Origin of the sequence: Methylobacterium oryzae (assembly GCF_036441375.1) — a bacterium.
Lineage (GTDB): Bacteria > Pseudomonadota > Alphaproteobacteria > Rhizobiales > Beijerinckiaceae > Methylobacterium > Methylobacterium oryzae_A.
In genome coordinates this window covers 148,102-164,490 of record NZ_MLCA01000006.1, presented here as the reverse complement: position 1 = coordinate 164,490, position 16,389 = coordinate 148,102, and the positions used below count along the sequence as shown (strand labels likewise).

At 72.1% G+C, this 16,389-nt stretch carries 20 protein-coding genes; 10 read left to right on the top strand and 10 right to left on the bottom strand.

Annotated elements, in window-relative coordinates:
• Positions 1-193: 193 nt before the first annotated feature.
• From crtI to MOTC310_RS11125, 4 genes are read left to right on the top strand one after another with little or no spacing between them, the layout of a single operon-like run.
• A complete protein-coding gene (crtI, locus tag MOTC310_RS11140; RefSeq protein ID WP_331293160.1) occupies positions 194-1,783 on the top strand; it encodes a phytoene desaturase family protein in 1,590 nt (529 codons plus the stop codon).
• Positions 1,780-2,247 (top strand): DUF2141 domain-containing protein, encoded by a 468-nt coding sequence (locus MOTC310_RS11135; protein WP_331293159.1) that lies wholly within the window; start codon positions 1,780-1,782, stop codon positions 2,245-2,247. The genes crtI and MOTC310_RS11135 overlap by 4 nt, the downstream gene beginning before the upstream one ends.
• A gap of 4 nt (positions 2,248-2,251) precedes the next feature.
• On the top strand, positions 2,252-3,229 hold the full coding sequence (locus MOTC310_RS11130) for an ABC transporter ATP-binding protein (RefSeq protein WP_331301792.1): 978 nt from the start codon (positions 2,252-2,254) through the stop codon (positions 3,227-3,229).
• Positions 3,226-4,434 (top strand): ABC transporter permease, encoded by a 1,209-nt coding sequence (locus MOTC310_RS11125; protein WP_331301791.1) that lies wholly within the window; start codon positions 3,226-3,228, stop codon positions 4,432-4,434. Before MOTC310_RS11130 ends, MOTC310_RS11125 begins: the two co-directional genes overlap by 4 nt.
• Positions 4,435-4,463: 29 nt before the next feature.
• Here MOTC310_RS11125 and MOTC310_RS11120 read toward each other — a convergent pair whose 3' ends face one another.
• Both MOTC310_RS11120 and MOTC310_RS11115 read right to left on the bottom strand, forming a co-directional pair.
• Entirely contained in the window at positions 4,464-4,928 is a 465-nt protein-coding gene (locus MOTC310_RS11120) for a cache domain-containing protein (protein WP_331301790.1), read from the bottom strand.
• Positions 4,929-5,076: 148 nt separating this feature from the next.
• A complete protein-coding gene (locus MOTC310_RS11115; RefSeq protein WP_331301789.1) occupies positions 5,077-5,385 on the bottom strand; it encodes a hypothetical protein in 309 nt (102 codons plus the stop codon).
• A gap of 195 nt (positions 5,386-5,580) precedes the next feature.
• Between MOTC310_RS11115 and MOTC310_RS11110 the strand changes: the two genes are divergently transcribed.
• The 4 genes from MOTC310_RS11110 to MOTC310_RS11095 all read left to right on the top strand — a co-directional run bounded on the left by MOTC310_RS11110 (position 5,581) and on the right by MOTC310_RS11095 (position 10,114).
• Positions 5,581-6,429, top strand: coding sequence for a type 1 glutamine amidotransferase (locus MOTC310_RS11110; RefSeq protein ID WP_331301788.1), 849 nt, complete (start codon positions 5,581-5,583; stop codon positions 6,427-6,429).
• Between the two features lie 97 nt (positions 6,430-6,526).
• Entirely contained in the window at positions 6,527-8,056 is a 1,530-nt protein-coding gene (locus MOTC310_RS11105; protein ID WP_331301787.1) for a phytoene desaturase family protein, read from the top strand.
• A gap of 95 nt (positions 8,057-8,151) precedes the next feature.
• On the top strand, positions 8,152-8,910 hold the full coding sequence (locus MOTC310_RS11100) for a lysophospholipid acyltransferase family protein (protein WP_331293152.1): 759 nt from the start codon (positions 8,152-8,154) through the stop codon (positions 8,908-8,910).
• A gap of 67 nt (positions 8,911-8,977) precedes the next feature.
• Positions 8,978-10,114 (top strand): glycosyltransferase family 2 protein, encoded by a 1,137-nt coding sequence (locus MOTC310_RS11095; protein WP_331301786.1) that lies wholly within the window; start codon positions 8,978-8,980, stop codon positions 10,112-10,114.
• A 45-nt stretch (positions 10,115-10,159) separates the two neighbouring features.
• Here MOTC310_RS11095 and MOTC310_RS11090 read toward each other — a convergent pair whose 3' ends face one another.
• Positions 10,160-10,771, bottom strand: a complete 612-nt coding sequence (locus MOTC310_RS11090) for a cupin domain-containing protein (RefSeq protein WP_331301785.1) — start codon at positions 10,769-10,771, stop codon at positions 10,160-10,162.
• Positions 10,772-11,276: 505 nt separating this feature from the next.
• Entirely contained in the window at positions 11,277-11,630 is a 354-nt protein-coding gene (gene cutA / locus MOTC310_RS11085) for a divalent-cation tolerance protein CutA (RefSeq protein WP_331301784.1), read from the bottom strand.
• Positions 11,631-11,773: 143 nt separating this feature from the next.
• Here cutA and MOTC310_RS11080 point away from each other — a divergent pair, with 143 nt between their 5' ends.
• Both MOTC310_RS11080 and MOTC310_RS11075 read left to right on the top strand, forming a co-directional pair.
• The gene (locus MOTC310_RS11080; protein ID WP_331293148.1) at positions 11,774-12,541 is read left to right on the top strand and encodes an NAD kinase; all 768 of its coding nucleotides are present in this window, start codon (positions 11,774-11,776) and stop codon (positions 12,539-12,541) included.
• Positions 12,538-13,026 carry a GNAT family N-acetyltransferase gene (locus MOTC310_RS11075; protein ID WP_331301783.1) on the top strand — a complete coding sequence of 163 codons (489 nt, stop codon included), beginning with the start codon at positions 12,538-12,540 and terminating at the stop codon, positions 13,024-13,026. The genes MOTC310_RS11080 and MOTC310_RS11075 overlap by 4 nt, the downstream gene beginning before the upstream one ends.
• A 12-nt stretch (positions 13,027-13,038) precedes the next feature.
• Here the strand turns inward: MOTC310_RS11075 and MOTC310_RS11070 are convergent, their stop codons facing one another.
• The 6 genes from MOTC310_RS11070 to MOTC310_RS11045 all read right to left on the bottom strand — a co-directional run bounded on the left by MOTC310_RS11070 (position 13,039) and on the right by MOTC310_RS11045 (position 16,287).
• Positions 13,039-13,239, bottom strand: a complete 201-nt coding sequence (locus MOTC310_RS11070) for a hypothetical protein (RefSeq protein WP_331293146.1) — start codon at positions 13,237-13,239, stop codon at positions 13,039-13,041.
• A 35-nt stretch (positions 13,240-13,274) separates the two neighbouring features.
• Complete coding sequence (locus tag MOTC310_RS11065; RefSeq protein ID WP_012321929.1) at positions 13,275-13,643, bottom strand: DUF6481 family protein; 369 nt, start codon at positions 13,641-13,643, stop codon at positions 13,275-13,277.
• 122 nt (positions 13,644-13,765) lie between these two features.
• Positions 13,766-13,975, bottom strand: coding sequence for a cold-shock protein (locus MOTC310_RS11060; protein WP_010683690.1), 210 nt, complete (start codon positions 13,973-13,975; stop codon positions 13,766-13,768).
• Positions 13,976-14,344: 369 nt separating this feature from the next.
• Entirely contained in the window at positions 14,345-15,469 is a 1,125-nt protein-coding gene (locus MOTC310_RS11055) for a beta-ketoacyl-ACP synthase (RefSeq protein WP_331301782.1), read from the bottom strand.
• 7 nt (positions 15,470-15,476) lie between these two features.
• Positions 15,477-15,956, bottom strand: coding sequence for a 3-hydroxyacyl-ACP dehydratase FabZ family protein (locus tag MOTC310_RS11050; RefSeq protein ID WP_012321926.1), 480 nt, complete (start codon positions 15,954-15,956; stop codon positions 15,477-15,479).
• Positions 15,957-15,978: 22 nt separating this feature from the next.
• Positions 15,979-16,287: an acyl carrier protein gene (locus MOTC310_RS11045; protein WP_010683687.1), complete on the bottom strand. Its 309-nt coding sequence runs from the start codon at positions 16,285-16,287 to the stop codon at positions 15,979-15,981.
• Positions 16,288-16,389: the final 102 nt, after the last annotated feature.

Below are 16,389 nucleotides of genomic sequence, written 5' to 3'. Positions count from 1 at the left end.
CATTCGGAGCAACCCGCACCGCGCGGTGCGGCCGGCCTCGGCGCGGCCCGCATGCACAAACCTTGCGAATGCGTGTCCACGGTATGATCGTAGACCACATTCTGCGCGCGACAAACGGCTGCAATTGCCGCGCGAGGATGCGAAGCTAGCTTGGCCGCATGGGGTATCGGGATTCTGTGAGGAGTCGGGGACGTTGCTTCAGTCTGGGGATGGGTTGCGGGCGCTGACCGGACGCCGGGTGGCCGTGGTCGGAGCCGGGCCGGGCGGACTGGCCGCCGCCCTGCTGCTCGCGCGGGCGGGGATCCACGTCACCCTCTTCGAGAAGGACGCACAGGTCGGGGGCCGGACGAAGACCGTCGAGGCGCCCGGCGGCTACCGGTTCGATATCGGCCCGACCTTCTTCCTCTATCCACAGATTCTTGCGGACATCTTCGCGAGCTGCGGGGAGCGGCTGGAGGATCATGTCAAGCTCGAGCGGCTCGACCCGCAGTATCACCTCGTTTTCGAGGGAACGGAGGGAATCTCGGGATCGATCCGCGCCACCGGTGACGTCGAGCGCCTGGAACGCGAGATCGCCCGCCTCGCGCCGGACGACGCCAAGAACGTCAAGGCCTTCTTCGCCGAGAACCGGACCAAGCTGAACTTCTTCAAGCCGGTCCTCGAACAGGCCTTCCACACCCTGCGCAGCATGGCGAGCCCGGCTATGCTGGCCGCCCTGCCCTACCTGCATCCCGGCCGGAGCGTCGACCGCGACCTCAAGCGCCACTTCGCCGACCCGCGGGTGCGCCTCGCCTTCTCATTCCAGACCAAATACCTCGGGATGTCGCCGTTCCGGTGCCCGAGCCTGTTCACCATCCTGTCGTTCCTCGAGTACGAGCACGGCGTCTACCACCCGGTGGGCGGCTGCGGCGCCGTCTCCGAGGCGATGGCGGGCCTGGCCGGCCGCATGGGCGTCGACCTCCGGCTCAACAGCACCGTCGAGCGGGTGCTGTTCGACGGCAAGCGCGCCAGTGGATTGGTCGCGGACGGCGAGACCTTCAACGCCGATGCGGTGCTGATCAACGGCGACTTCGCGAAGGTCGTCCGCGCCCTCGTCCCGGAGCGGCACCGGCCGCGCTGGCGCGATGCCAAGATCCGGAAGGCCCGGCTCTCCTGCTCGACCTTCATGCTCTATCTCGGCCTCGAGGGTAAAATGCCCGACAGCCTCGGGCACCACACGATCCTCCTGGCCGACGGCTACGAGAAGAACATCCGCGAGATCACGGAGGGCACGCTGCCGATGCAGCCGTCCCTGTACGTGCAGCACGCGGGCTACACGGATGGCGGCATGGCGCCGCCCGGGCATACGGCCCTCTACGTGCTGGTCCCGGTGCCCAACCTTAAAGCGGGGATCGACTGGGCGTCGATACGGGAGACCTACCGCGCCCTGATCTTGGAGCGGCTGAAGCTCCTCGGGATCGACGATCTCGAGTCCCGGATCCGCTACGAGCGGATCATCGATCCGACCCAGTGGGAAGAGGATTTCGCCGTCCACGAGGGCGCCACCTTCAACCTCGCCCACGATCTGCTGCAGATGCTGTATTTCCGGCCTCACAACCGTTTCGGACCGGGCCTGTACATCGTCGGGGGCGGCACCCATCCGGGCTCCGGCCTACCGGTCATCTACGAGGGCGCCCGGATCTCGGCCCGGCTGCTGATCGAGGAACTGGCCGGCGCACGCGCCGCCGCCACGGCCGGTATCCCCGAGACCGCCCCGCTGGCGACCTCCGGCGAGGCCTCGTGAGCGCGGCGACGGGCCGGGGACATGTCCGCGGACCGGCAGGCCGCGCGACGGTCGCCCTGGCCGCCTGGCTCTGCGCCGCGACCGTGCCCGCCTGGGCCGCCGCCGTGCAGGTCGAGGTCGACGGGATCGAGCCGGGCGGCGGCCAAGTGCGCGTCGCCCTCTGCCAGGGCGGTCTCTCGGAGACGTCGTGCCTGCGGGGCGACGACGCGCCGGCCACAGCCGACCGGGCACGGTTCACCTTCCGGGATGTTCCGCCGGGGCTCTACGCGGTGGCGGCCTATCAGGACGCCAACGGCAACGGACGCCTCGATCGCACCGGCCTCGGCCTGCCGTTGGAGCCCTACGGCTTCTCGGGCACCGCAGGGCGCCGGGCGCGGCCCGATTTTGCCGAGGCGGCCTTCGCCCTCCGGGAGCCCGGCGCCGCCGTGCGCGTGCGCCTCGGCCGTGCCCTGCCGAGACGGTGAACCGATGGACGATCCCCTCGTCCGGCTCGCGGGCGTCGGCCTCGACCTCCGCGGCCGCCGGGTGCTGGATCAGGTCGATCTCGACCTCGGGGCCGGCGAGACCCTGGCGCTGCTCGGACCGAACGGGGCCGGCAAGTCCTCGCTGATGCGGCTCGTGGCGGGGCGTCTCGCACCGAGTGCGGGATCGGTGCGCGTGGCCGGAGCGGACCCGTGCCGCGCCGGGCAGGCCCGCCGCGCCATCGGATGGGTGCCGCAGGAGATCGCCCTCTACCCGCGCCTGACCGTGTCGGAGAATCTCGGCGTGTTCGGGCAGCTCGCGGGGGTTTCCCGGCGCGACCGTAAGCGGGCCGTCGAGGCCGCCCTGGCCATGGCCGACATCGCCGACGTGTCCGGACGCCCGGTCGGCGTCCTGTCGGGCGGGTACCGGCGGCGGGTCAACATCGCCGCGAGCCTGATGAACCGGCCCCGGCTGGTGCTCCTCGACGAGCCGACCAGCGGCGTCGACCTCGGCGCGCGGGCCGCGATCCACGCGGTGCTCGATCGCCTGAAGGCCGCCGGCACCGCGATCCTGATCGCCACCCACGATTTCGCAGAGGCGGAGCGCCTCGCCTCGCGGGTGGCGTTCCTGGCCCAGGGCCGGGTCGTCCGCGCCGGCCGGCTCGCCGACCTGCTCGCGCAGCTGCGCACCGGCGCACCCGAGCGGGAGCTGAGCCTCGCCGGTCCGGCGACGGGACCGGCCGAGGGTGTGCTGCGCCGGGCCGGCTTCGTGCCCGCCGAGGCGGGCGGCCTCGTCTGGCGATCGGTCGAACGGTCCGGACTGGACGGCGCGGCCCTGCTCGGCGCCCTGCGCGCCCAGGGCGTTCCGGTGGCCGAGATCCGGGTGCGGGCGCCGCGGCTGGAGACCCTCTATCTCGACGCCCTCCGGCCACGCGAATTCTCAGATCCCGAGACGGCCCCGCGCCGGGCCGGTGCCGCCGGATGATCGCCGCCGCCTTCCGCGTGATGCTCCTCACCCTCCTGCGCGACCGGGCCGCGCTGGTGATGGCCTTCGTGCTGCCGACCGTGATCTTCTCGATCTTCGCGGCGATCTTCTCCGGGGCAATCGGCGACCGCATCCGCATCCATCTCGGCCTGGTCGACCTGGCCCGTACCGCGGCGACAGAGCGCCTCGCCGACGCGCTCGCGGCCGATCCCTCGCTCCGCGTGACGCGGCTGCCCGCGACCGACATCGACGCCGTGGCGCGGGCAGTGCGGGCCGGCGAGGTCGACGTGGCGCTGATCCTGCGCGGGGACCTGATCGCCGCGCCCGCGGAGACCGCGCCCGGTCACGCGGATCAGCCGGTGGTGCTGGTCGAGAACCCGGCCAAGGCGCTGGCGACGCCGATCGCCCTCGGCCAGCTCCAGCGGGTCCTGAACGAGGCGCTGCCCGACGTGGTCCTGTCGCGGATCGTCGCCGACGTCGAGCGCACGGGCAAGATCGGGCCCGACGAGCGCCGCTTCCTCGACGAGGCCTTCGCGGAGCAGCGGGCCAAGAAGGAACCGTTCAGCTTCGCCTCGCTGGTGGAACGCCGCAGCACCGCGGCCGGGACCGCCAACGCCCGGGTCAGCTACTACGCCGGCGCGATCACCGCCGTGTTCCTGCTCTTCGCCGCCATGCAGGGCGCGATGTCCCTGGTCGAGGAGCGCGAGACGGGCCTCACCGAGCGGCTGATGGCCGGACCGGGCGGATTGCCCGTCGTGGTGCTCGGCAAGTTCGCCTTCCTGACGCTGCAGGGGCTCGTCCAGGCCGGGCTGATCTTCCTGGCCGCTGCCCTCCTCTACGGCGTCGAGATCGGGCCGCACTGGCCCGCGTTCCTAGCCGCCTGCCTGCTGGTCTCCGCGATGGCGGCCGGCCTCGCGCTCGCGGCCTGCGCGCTCGCGGCCTCGCGCCAGCAGGCGCATCTCGCCTCGACGTTCGGGGTGCTGCTGCTCTCGGCGGTGGGGGGCTCCATGGTCCCGCGGTTCCTGATGCCGCCCTGGCTGCAGCAGGCCGGCTGGCTCACCCCCAATGCCTGGGCGATCGAGGCCTATCAGAGCGCGCTGGGCGAGGGGTTCTCCGCCGCGGCCCCGGCTCTCGGGGTCCTGGCGGCGCTGACCCTGGCCGGCCTCGCCTTCGCCCTCGCGCTGGCGGCGCGGCGGACGGCTTAGGGCCCAGCGCCGTCCCGGTCCCGATAGCGCTACTCCACGTAGACGCCTGCGCCGACGAGCGCCTCCACGCCCCCCACGCGCGTCGCGCAGACGTAGCTCCATTTCACGCTCGGAACCGGCTGACCGGGCTTCGGGAACATGTAGTCGACCCAGCCGGACCCGAACCGCGTGACGGCGTCGATGAAGTTCTGGTGGAACTGCTTCCCGTCGGCGTCGCGCTCGTGCAGCAGGTCATGCCCCTCGCGGTTCGGGTGCGCGGCGTTGAAGAGAACGACTCCCCGCAGGTCGACGACGAACAGGTAGACATCCCCATATCGCCAGACGCTTCCCCTGCGCCGGAACGCGTCGAACGCCCGGGCGCCCTCCGCCTCCAGGAGGTCGGCCGCCTTGTTGACGAGGGCTTCGATCTCGGCCGCCTGGTGCAGCGGCGGGGGTGCTCGCCGGGCGGGGGCCGGAAGGGCCATCCCCAGGACGAGCAGCACGGCCCAGATCACCGCGGCTCTCGGCAGGCCGGCGCACCAGCGCGCCGCCGGACCCCAGGGATCTCCCCGCCTCGCACGACAGGGCTCGCCGCGCGAGACCCGTCCAATCGCGAGCGCGGCGGCCGGAACGCGCAGGATCGGACGCACCGCCGAGAGGGGCCTAGGAACGCGCCTCGATGCCATGGCCCGGGTGCCCGACGCGCGGCCTGAGGAAGAGCAGCCAATTCCGTTTCTGGGGCGCTGGCGGGGGCGGGCCGACCGCGTTGGGCAGGGCCTGGAACGTCAGGCGCCTGCGGTGGCGCTCGATGATGCGGTCCAGGTTCCGCAGCGCCGCGAGGCCCTGGCTCGCCATCATGCGGTGCCCCTCGCAGGCACCTCTCCGGCCCAGGTCGTGAACGATATCCTCCGCGTGAGCGAGGATGTCCCGGGCTTCCGCGCAGTAGAGTTCCACCTCGGCGAGATCTGGCATCCTGTCCTCCGCGATGACCGCTCCTCGGAGACCGACACCGGAGAGGTAAACCCGGCACCGCAACGCGCATCACCCGTTTGGGGGAGTCGACCCGATTCCGGGCCCGACACCCGCGACGATCCGCGCCGTTCCTGCGACGCGGTGTGCACCGACATAGAGGCGCCTCCGCCACGGCCGCGCTCCCCGGTAGCCCGCATGCTCCGCCTCCTCATCGCTGACGGCAACGATCGCGCCGCCCGCGACCGCCATGTCGCGGCCACGGGAAGAACCTCGGCCGAGTCCTACGCGGCGGTGGTGCAGGACCTCGCGCCGGGCACCGTCTGCCAGCACGTCAACGCCGCCGACGCCGACGCGACCCTGCCGGCGGACCTCACGGCATTCGACGGGCTGATCTTCACCGGCTCGACCCTCAAGGTCTCCGAGGGCACGCCGGCCGTGACCCGGCAGCTCGACCTGATGCGCGCGGCCTTCGAGGCCGGGCGCGCGGTCTTCGGCTCGTGCTGGGGCGTGCAGGTCGCCGCGACGGTGGCGGGGGGCCGCGCCGCCGCGAACCCGCGCGGGCCGGAATACGGTTTCGCCCGGGCGATCACCCCGACCGAGGAGGGCCGGACCCACCCGCTTCTGGCCGGCCGCCCGGCGAGCTGGGACGCCCCGGCGATCCACTCCGACGCCGTCCTAGAGCCGCCCCCGGGCGCCCGCGTGCTCGCCGGAAACCGCGTGCTCGGCGTTCAGGCCATCGAGATCCGGCAGGGCCGTGGCTGGTTCTGGGGGACGCAGTATCATCCCGAGCTCGACCTCGACGACCTGGCCGCGATGCTGCGCCTCTGCGACGCCGCCATCGTCGAGGCGGGGCTCGCCGAGTCCCCGCGGGCCGTGGCGGCCTACGCGGAGGAGGTCGCGGCGCTCCGGGGCAGTGATGCCGAGGCCGCGCGCCGACTCGCCTGGCGCCACGGCATCGGTCCGGAGGTGCTGGAGGCGGACCTGCGACGCCGGGAGATCGGCAATTTCCTGGCGCACCTGTCCACAGGCGAGGGCGGCCGGTAGGCTGCCGCGACCGGGTGGCGCGTTGACCCGCCCCGCCCCAGGTCTAGCTTCGCCCTGCGGGCCACGCCTTCTTCGGCCCGGGGAGCCAGCCAGCAGGATGAGCCAGGATTCCACGGTCGCCGTCATCGGCAGCGGGCTCGGCGGACTCGCGGCCGCGTGCGTCGCCGCCGCGCGGGGTCACCGCGTGACGGTCTACGACAAGAACGGCTGGCTCGGCGGCAAGGCGGCGGTGCTGCACGAGGGCGGATTCCGCTTCGACATGGGCCCGACCATCCTGACGGTTCCCCGGGTGCTGGAGCGTATCTTCGCGGAGGCCGGCCGCTCGGTCCACGACTACATGGACCTGCGCCGCCTCGACCCGCAGTGGCGCTGCTTCTTCGACGACGGCACCCACATCGACCTGATGCAGGACGTCGAGCGGATGGCCGGCGACATGGAGCGCTTCGCTCCCGGCAGCGGCGAGGGCTACAAGAAGTTCATCTCCATCTCGCAGCACCTCCACGGCGTCTCCGAGAAGTTCTTCTTCTGGAAGCCCGTCGAGGACCTGTTCGACACGATCAACATCCGCGCCAACATGAACCCCGGCACGCTGCGCGACGTGCTGTCCCTGCGCATGCACGCCTCAGTGGCCTCGACGATCCGCGGCAAGGTCAAGGACGCCCGGCTCGCGCAGATGCTCGACCACTTCGTGCAGTATGTCGGCTCCTCGCCCTACGGCGCGCCGGCGGTGCTCTGCGCCATCGCCCACATGCAGACCGCCGACGGGGTCTGGTACCCGATGGGCGGCACCCGCGCCGTCGCCGAGGGTCTGGCGAAGCTCGCCCAGGAGCTCGGCGCCACCTGCAAGACCGACACCGAGGTGACCGGGATCGAGACCGCCAACGGCACGGTCCGGGGCGTGCGGACCGCCGCGGGCGTCACGCCCTACGACGCGGTGATCTCCAACATGGATTCGGTGCGCACCTACCGCGAGCTCGTCGGTGGCGACGCCGCCAAGGCCTACGCCAAGAAGAACCCCGAGCCGGCCTGCTCGGGCGTGGTGCTCTATCTCGGCCTGAACAGGCGCTACGAGCACCTGAACCACCACGACTTCGTCTTCTCCCGCGACCCCGAGGAGGAGTTCGACTACATCTACAACAAGGGCGAGCCTGCCCCGGACCCGACCGCCTACCTCGCCGCCCCCTCCTCGACCGATCCGAGCGTGGCGCCGGAGGGCGGCGAGGCGCTCTACGTCCTCGTGCACACGCCGTATCTGCGGCCGCACCACGACTGGCGCCCGGACGGGCCGCTGTTCCAGAACTATCGGCGGACGATCCTCGACAAGCTCAAGCGCACCGCCGGCATGCCGGATCTCGAGGAGCGCATCGTCGTCGAGCGCCACCTGACGCCGCAGGACATCCATGAGCGCTACAAGGTCCTGAACGGCGCGATCTACGGGCTCGCCTCCCACGGGCGGGTGATGGGCGCGTTCAAGCCCGGCAACCGGTCCCGACAGGTGCGGGGCCTCTACCTCGCGGGCGGCGCCGCTCATCCGGGGCCGGGCATGCCGATGGTGATGATGTCGGGCTGGATCGCCGCCGACGCGCTCGACCAGGACGCGCGCGGCGCCCTGCGCGCCTCGGCGTGACAACGACGTCGCCGTCTCCGCCCTCCCACGCGGGGGGCGGGAGAGGCACGCGCGGCGCCCCCCTGTCCCCGGTCTCGCCCCGGATCCGCGCCTTCATGGTGGCGTGGTTCGAGCGCTACCTGCACCGCCACCTCGACGCCCTGCGCCTGCCCCTGTGGAGCACCCCGCCCGCCGCGAGCCATCCCGGCGCGATCGTGGTCTACTGCAACCATCCGGCATGGTGGGACGCCGCGCTGATCATCGTGCTGGCCGGTCGCCTCTATCCGGAGCGGGCGAGCCGCGCCCCGTTCGACGCCGCGATGCTGGCACGCTACCGCATCTTCGAGCGGATCGGCGCCTTCGGCGTCGACCTCGACAGCCCGCGCGGCGCGGCGCAGTTCCTGGCCGCCGCCCGGTCGATCCTCGGGGCGCCCGACGGCATGCTCTGGATCACCGCGCAGGGCCGTTTCGCCGATGCCCGCGCGCGGCCGCTGGCCCTGCGGCCCGGCGTGGCGCGGCTCGCCGAGATCGCCCCCGACGCGCTCTTCGTCCCGCTCGCCGTCGAGTACACCTTCTGGGACGAGCGCGGCGCGGAGGCCTTCGCGGCCTTCGGGCCGGGGATCGCCGGATCCGAACTCGCCGCGCTTCCGCGCGACCTCCGGCTCGCGCGCCTGGAATCCGACCTGACCCGGACCCTCGACCGCCTGAGCGCCGACGTGATCAGCCGGGAGCCCGGACGCTTCCGCACCCTGGTCTCCGGACGGAAGGGCGTCGGCGGCCTCTACGACCTCTGGCGGCGCCTGGCGGCCCGGCTCTCCGGGCGGCGGTTCGATCCGGCGCACCGCGCGACGGGCGGACGGGATCGCGCCGGATGAGCCCTTCCGCGCGCGCCCGGCCCCGTGCGATCCCGTGTCCTGGCGCGACACCCTCTCGGCGCGGACGATGACCGATTCGATTCTCACCGCCCTGGCGCTGCTCTGCCTCGCCACCGCCCTCCTCCCTGCCGTGCTGGCGGCGGTGAATCTCGCGGCTCTCCGCCGGCCCGCCCCGGAGGGCGGGACGAGCCTCGTCTCGATCCTGATCCCGGCGCGCAACGAGGCCGGCAACATCGACGCCACCGTGCGGGCGGCGCTCGCCAGCGTGGCGGTCCCGGTGGAGGTGATCGTCGGCGACGACCATTCCACCGACGCGACCGCGGAGATCGTGCGCGCCGTCGGCGACCCGCGCCTGCGTCTCGTCTCGGTGCCCGCCCTCCCCGAGGGGTGGACGGGCAAGAACCACGCCTGCAGCCACATGGCCGGGCTCGCCCGCGGCGACCACCTGCTGTTCATCGACGCCGATGTCCGCCTCGAGGCCGGAGCGGCCGCCGCCCTCGCGGCGCAGGCCCGCCGCACCGGCGCGGCCCTCGTCAGCGGCGTGCCCCGGCAGCGGACCGACACGATCGGCGAGATGCTGACGGTGCCGATGATCGACTTCCTGCTCCTCGGTTTCCTGCCCGTGCCCCTGATGCGCCGCCTAGCGGACCCCTCGCTCGGCGCGGCCTGCGGTCAGCTGATCCTGATGGATCGGGCGGCCTACGCGACCACGGGCGGCCACGGCGCGATCCGCACATCCCTGCACGACGGCGTCCGCCTGCCCCGGCTGTTCCGCGCCGCGGGCTACCGGACGGATCTGGTGGCCGCCGCCGCGCTGGCCACCTGCCGGATGTACGACGGCTTCGCCCAGGCCTGGGCCGGCTTCTCCAAGAACGCCCACGAGGGCATGGCCACGCCCCGCGCCCTTCCGGTCTGGACCGTCCTCCTCGGCTGCGGGCAGGTCCTGCCGCCGCTCCTCGTCCTGGCCGGGCTGCTCGGGCTGCTGCCGGCCCCTGCCCTGGCCGCGGCCGCCCTGGCGCTGGGCCTGTCCCTGTCGACCCGGACGGTCGTCACCGCAGCGGTCCGGGCCCCGTGGGCGACGATCCCGCTTCATCCGGCGGCCGTCGCGGTGGCCCTGGCGATCCAGTGGAACGTGCTCCTGCGCCGGGAACGGGCCGGCGCGGCGACCTGGAAGGGCCGCAGCTATCCGGTGAGCGGCGGCTGACCCGCGCGGGCCGGCGGAACGCGCGTGCCCGGCCCGCGCGGGGGGTCAGGGTTGGGACGGCTGGCACGGATCGGTGGAGCGGGCCTTTCCGGGCTGCGGCTTCAGCGAGACGATGAGCTGCACGTTCGGCACGGCGCCGACCTGCCGGGTCAGGTGGCCGACATGGCCTTCCGGTCCCTGCGGCGTCGATCCCATGTCGGCGTTGAACTCCACCTCGCCGGGCCCCTGCTCGAGCACGGACCCATCCGTGGCCTCCACGGACCAGCGGCCCGACAGGGTGATGACCCACTGGGGACCCGGCGCCGTGTGCCACGTGCCGACATAGCCGACCGGCAGGACCGCGTACTTGATCGACGTCACCTCACCCGGCGGGAAGCCGACGTATTGCGGGGCCGCCGGAGGCGCGTAGCTCTTGAAGAGGAAGTTCTTCAGGTCGCAATATTGGATATGGCTGTGGCCCTTGCCGTCGGCGTAGAGGACGCCGTACCGCAAGGCGGGCGGGTCGGCCGACGCGAGGCCGGCCGGACCGGACGGCGCCGGCGTGATGGTCATCAGGGGCTCGCTCTGCGGGGCCCCGGCCGCTCGGGCACCCACGGCGCCCGCGATCGACGCGAGCAGGGCCAACTTCACGCGCCCTGCCTTCCTGAACCAACCCATGGTTTCCCCTCCGGCTCGCTTCTGTGCGGCGACCGCACGGAGGATGTTCTAGGCCGCGGCGTCGCATAACTTCAAATTTTCACCGCCCACCTCTGGATAAATCGCATAATCTATCTTGAGTTATCGAATTTCACGTTCCGCAAGACCGATATCGTCTTCAGTTGAGTTCAGCCTATCGCTCAGGATACAGTTACCGGTCTCGGGTGAACCACCATTGCACCTCGCGCGGACCACGTGCCGCGCTTGTCCACAGGTGTCCGGCCCCTGGCCTGGAGGCTGTCAGGGTCAGCCGAAGCGACGCTGGCGCGAACCTCGGGCTGGGATTGTCTTCGCCAATAGCCGGAGCGAGGCGTCGGAGAGCCGCATCGTCCCGGCGCGTCGCGACCGGCGCACGGAACTTCGGCGCCCGCGTCGGCGACAGGGTCCGGGTCGGCGCCGAGACGGGGATCGCGCCGGGCGCCGTGCTCACGCCCGGGACGGGCGCTCCGCGGCCCGGTCCCGTCGGTCAATCCGTCTGAGGCTTTGTGCCGGCCGGCCCGCCCGGCCCCGTCTCCGCCAGGATCCAGGCGGCGGTGTCGGCATCCGCTCCGGCGACAGGCAGGTGCAGGATGATCGGCGTGTCGTAGGGGTGACGCGCCTTCAGCGCGGTCGCCAGCGCGTCGGCCAAGCCCTCGCGGCTCTTGAGGATGGCCGCGACTTCGGTGCCGCGCTCCACCGCGCCTTTCCAGCTGTAGACGGACTGCATGCCCGGAAGCACGTTGATGCAGGCGATGAGACGCTCGCGGACCAGGGCCTCGCCGATGTTCAGCGCAGAGGCGAGGTCGGGAAAGGTGGTGTAGACGAGGAGCGGACGCTCCATGCTATGCCTCCGGTTGCGCGTGTGCTCCCGGAGTGAGGCGCATGCCGGGCAAGGACGTCAACCGGGCGGTTCGCTCATCAGACTGGAGCCGTGACGTGAACCCTGAGGCGACCCCGACGCGCCTGCGCGGCTGCGCCTGATCCATGCCGCGCTTCCAGAAAATCGCCTTCGTGGCGAGCCCGACCGGCTATGCCCGCGAGGCCGCGGCCGCCCTGATGCGGCGCTACGACCACGTCCCGCCCGAGGAGGCGGACGTCGTCGTGGCCCTCGGCGGTGACGGCCTGATGCTTCAGGTGCTGCACCGCTTCATGGACAGCCCGAAGCCGATCTACGGGATGAACCGTGGCACGGTCGGCTTCCTGATGAACGAGTTTCGCGACGACGACCTGCTGGAGCATCTGGAGAACGCCCAGCGCAGCGTCATCCACCCGCTGGTGATGGACGTGCTCGACACGGAGGGCCGCTCCCACCGGGCGCGGGCGATCAACGAGGTCTACCTGCTGCGCCAGACGCATCAGACCGCCAAGCTGAAGATCGCCGTCGACGGCAACGTCCGGCTCGACCTGCTGATCGCCGACGGCGTGCTCGTCGCCACCGCGGCGGGCTCGACGGCCTACAACCTGTCGGTCGGAGGCCCGATCCTGCCGCTGGACGCCAAGCTGCTGGCGCTGACGCCGATCTCGGCCTTCCGCCCCCGGCGCTGGCGCGGCGCGCTCCTGCCGGACTACGCCCGGATCCGGATCGACGTGCTCGACGCACCCCACCGCCCGGTCGCGGCGGTGGCCGACCACACGGAGTTCCGCCGGGTCTGTACCGTGGAGACGTCCCTGGACCGCGCCACCGAGCTCGTGCTGCTGCACGATCCCGGCCACAGCCTCGACGAGCGCATCCTGCGGGAGCAATTCGGGTGAGCCCACACATCAGGGCCGCGCGGGCGGCCGACCACGCGGCCATCACACGCATCATCGTGCCGACCATCCGGGCCGGGGAGACCTACGCCCTCGACCGCGACCTCAGCGAGGCCGAGGCCCTCGCCTACTGGACCGGGCCGGATCGTGAGACCTTCGTTGCCGAGGAAGCGGGGACCGTGCTCGGCACCTACTATCTGCGCGCGAATCAGGCCGGCGGGGGCGCCCATGTCGCCAATTGCGGGTTCATGACCGGGGAGGCCGCTCTGGGTCGCGGGGTCGCCCGGGCCATGTGCGCGCACGCCCTCGATCGGGCGCGGGCGCGGGGCTTCGCGGCGATGCAGTTCAATTTCGTGGTCAGCAGCAACGTCCGGGCCGTCCGCCTGTGGGAAAGCTTCGGCTTCAACGTGGCCGGCCGGCTGCCGGGCGCCTTCCGGCATCCGACACTCGGGCCCGTCGACGCGCTGGTGATGTTCCGGACGCTCTGAGTCGCGCCCGGATCAGGGTTGCGGGGCGGCGACGAGGTCGCCCTCGCGGATCGCCCGCTCGCCGGTCTTCGTGCGGATCCGGTAGCTCGGCTCGCCGGTCTGGTCCTCCGGCATGAGCCGCAGGACCTCGAACACCTCGGCCTCGCCCATGTCGCCAGGCCCGCCCGGCCGGGGCCGGCAGACGCGCTGGCCGATCTTGAACTTGTGGGTCATGCCGGCTCCTCGACGGGTGTGGCTGCGGTCGCGCCTCAGCGCTTCTTCTGAGCCTTCGCCTTCCGGGCGAGATAGCGCGCGTCGCGCTGGGCCTTCTGCTCGGCCTGCAGGGCCTTGGCGCGCTCCTGGGCCGCCAGTTGCTCGGCGTGCTTGCGCTCGATCTCGGCGAGGCGTTCGGCCTCGGCCAGGGCGGCGGCGCGCTCGATCTCGGCCTGACGCTGGGCGGCACGTTCGGCCGCACGGGCCTCGCGGGCGTCGACCACGGCGCGGCGGGCGGATTGGCGGGCGAGGACGGCCGGGTCATCGGCGGACGGGCGCGCCCGGAACCGGGCCAGCATTTCAGACCGCGCCTTGGCGGCGGTCTCGAGGCGGTCGGCGACACCCTGCTTGTTCAAAAAGCTCACAGACACTCCTGGATCGGGCGCGGCGAAGGCCGTCACCCACAGCGGGAAGACAGAAACACGATTGCAGATACGAAGAAGCCGCTCCGAGGGAGCGGCTTCCGAAGAAACGCCGAGGACGGCGATCAAGCCGTCTGGAGCTGACCGGCGGACTGCTTGCCGCTGCGGCGGTCGGTTTCCAGCTCGTAGGAGACCTTCTGGCCCTCGTTCAGGCTGCGCAGGCCGGCGCGCTCGACGGCCGAGATGTGGACGAACACGTCCTTGCCGCCGTCATCCGGCTGGATGAAGCCGTAGCCCTTGGTCTCGTTGAACCACTTGACGGTTCCGGTGCTCATGGAAGTCCTTGATCTTCGCAGGCATAGTGAGAGGTGGCACCCGCTCGAACGAGGGGGCGCCGGCATCGACCGATAGCGATAGGAAAGTCAGAACCGCCCTGCGAAGGCGTAACGGTCCAAGATATCCGGACACGTGCCGATGCGGTAGAAGTAGACCGCCGGCGGTTCTTTGGCAAGAGCGGGGAAATATTTCCCGCGGCAAGCGCCGCAGCCATGCGGGAAATTCTTCTCGGAAAATCCGGTTGAGCAGGGCCAGAACGGTCGCTTGAACAACGGGATAAGGCATTTCAGCGCGGTACGGGCACGCGAAACCTGTGCTGCCACCTGGCCGATCGGACGCGGCCGACGCGCCCCCGGCGGCGGGCTCGCTCAGGCCGGAACGAGGCGCAGGACACCCTCGCCGCGCCGGTGGCCGACGGCGGTCACGGCGACCTCGCGGGCACCGCCGGCGACGAGTGCGGCGGCGAGCGCCGCCCCGAAGGGCGCCGCCACTTCGAGCCCGTGCCCGATCACGTCCCCGAGGCCACGCAGGCGCGCGCCCGGGGCGAGGTGCGACAGGACCGCGCGCTCCTCCGCGGTGATCGGCGCGACACCGGTGGCGCCGGACAGGACGTGGTCGGGGGCCGAAAGGCCGGCCTGCCGCCAGAGGGTCTCGAGGCTGCCGGCGACGCTGCCGGGTGCGCGGCGGGTCCGGTCGCTCGCCACCGGCTCCAGCCGGGCCAGGGCGCGGGCGCCGCGGGCGGCGGCATGCGCGGCGGATTCGAGCATCAGGAAGGCCGCGCAGCTCCCGAGGATGAAGCCACCCGCGTCGCCCCGCGCGAAGACGGGGCGGTAGGCGTCGCGGGCGAGATAGCCGCCCATCTCGTGGATCACCAGCACGTCCGGCCGCTCCGCGCTGTAGGAGCCGCCGACCAGGATCGCGTCGATCTGGCCCGAGGCCACCCGCGCCTGGGCGATCCGCAGGGCGTCCACCCCGGCGGATTCCTCGCCCATGAAGGTGCGCGAGGCGCCCGTCACGCCGTGCACGATGGCGATGTTGCCGGCGAGCAGGTTCGAGAGCTGGGCGAGGAACAGCGTCGGCCGGAGGTCGTTCTGGAGCCGCTCGTTCAGGTAGGCACCAGGATCGGCGGCGTCGCGCAGGCCGGTCAGGATCGCTCCGTCCGCCGCGTAGTCGCGCTCGCCGCCGCCCGCGGCCACGACGAGATGGAGCGCCTGCTTGAGAGCGGCGTCGTCCTTCACGCCCGCCTCGTCGAGGGCCAGGCCGGCGGCGTAGACGCCGAGCCGCTGCCACGCCTCCATCTGCCGCTGGTCGCTGCGCTTCGGAATCTGGCCGTCCCACGCGATCGCCGGGGCCGGGTGCACCGGGTAGGGCGCGAAGGTCTCGCTGTCGGTGCGCGGGGCCGTCGCCCCGGCGAGCGCGGCCAGATGGGCGTCGACGCCTTCGCCCGCGCAGGAGACGAGGCCGAGGCCGGTGACGACGACGGGGCGGCTCATGACTGACTCAGGGCTCGCGTTCGGCGGGCGCCGAATCGGGGAACAGGCCGATCGTCCGCGCCCGTTCGCGCATCGGCGCGTCGAGGCCGTCCGGGAACGGCATGGTGCGGAAGCGCAGTTCCGCGTCGCACAGCGCCTTGCCGTCGTGGCTGATCGCCGCCTTGGTCACCGCGTAGCCCGAGCCGTCATGCTCGAGGGTCGCCGTGACGAGCAGATCCGCCCCGGGGCCCACGAAGGACCGGAAGCGTGCCTTGTCGACCCCGGTGAGGAACGGCATCCGCGCGAAGTCGAGATGGGCGAGCACGAGGTACCCGGAGGCCTGCGCCATCGTCTCGGTGAGGAGAACGCCCGGCACGAGGGGATGGCCGGGGAAGTGGCCCTCGAAGACCGGGCTGGCCATCGGCACCCGGGCGAGCGCCTCGATGCGGCCGGCGGCCCTGTCGAGGAGCCGCACGGAATCGATCATCTCGAAATATTCGAGGCGCATGACGGGTCGGATCGGCCTCGGTTCAGACCTTGGCGGCCTTCTCGGCCACGAGGCCGTCGATGCGCGCGCACAGGTTCTTCAGGACGAAGTACTCCTCGGCCGGGACCTTGCCCTCGTTGACCTCCTGGGTCCACCGCTCGAGCGGCAACTTGATCCCGAAGGCCTTGTCCACCGCGAAGGCGATGTCGAGGAAGGCGAGGCTGTCGATGCCGAGGTCGTCGATCGCGTGACTCTCGGGCGTGATCTTGTCCCGCGGGATGTCGGCGGTCTCGGCTATGATGTCGGCCACGCGCTCGAAGGTGGCGCTGCCGTGGGCGGGCTCGTCGGACATGTCTTCTCGCGGGCTGTTCGAGTTCCGGATCGGTCGTGCGGGAGCCCCCTCGCCGCCCGGGCGGCCCGGCGCGAACGCCCCGCGCGGCCGCCCTACGCGTGG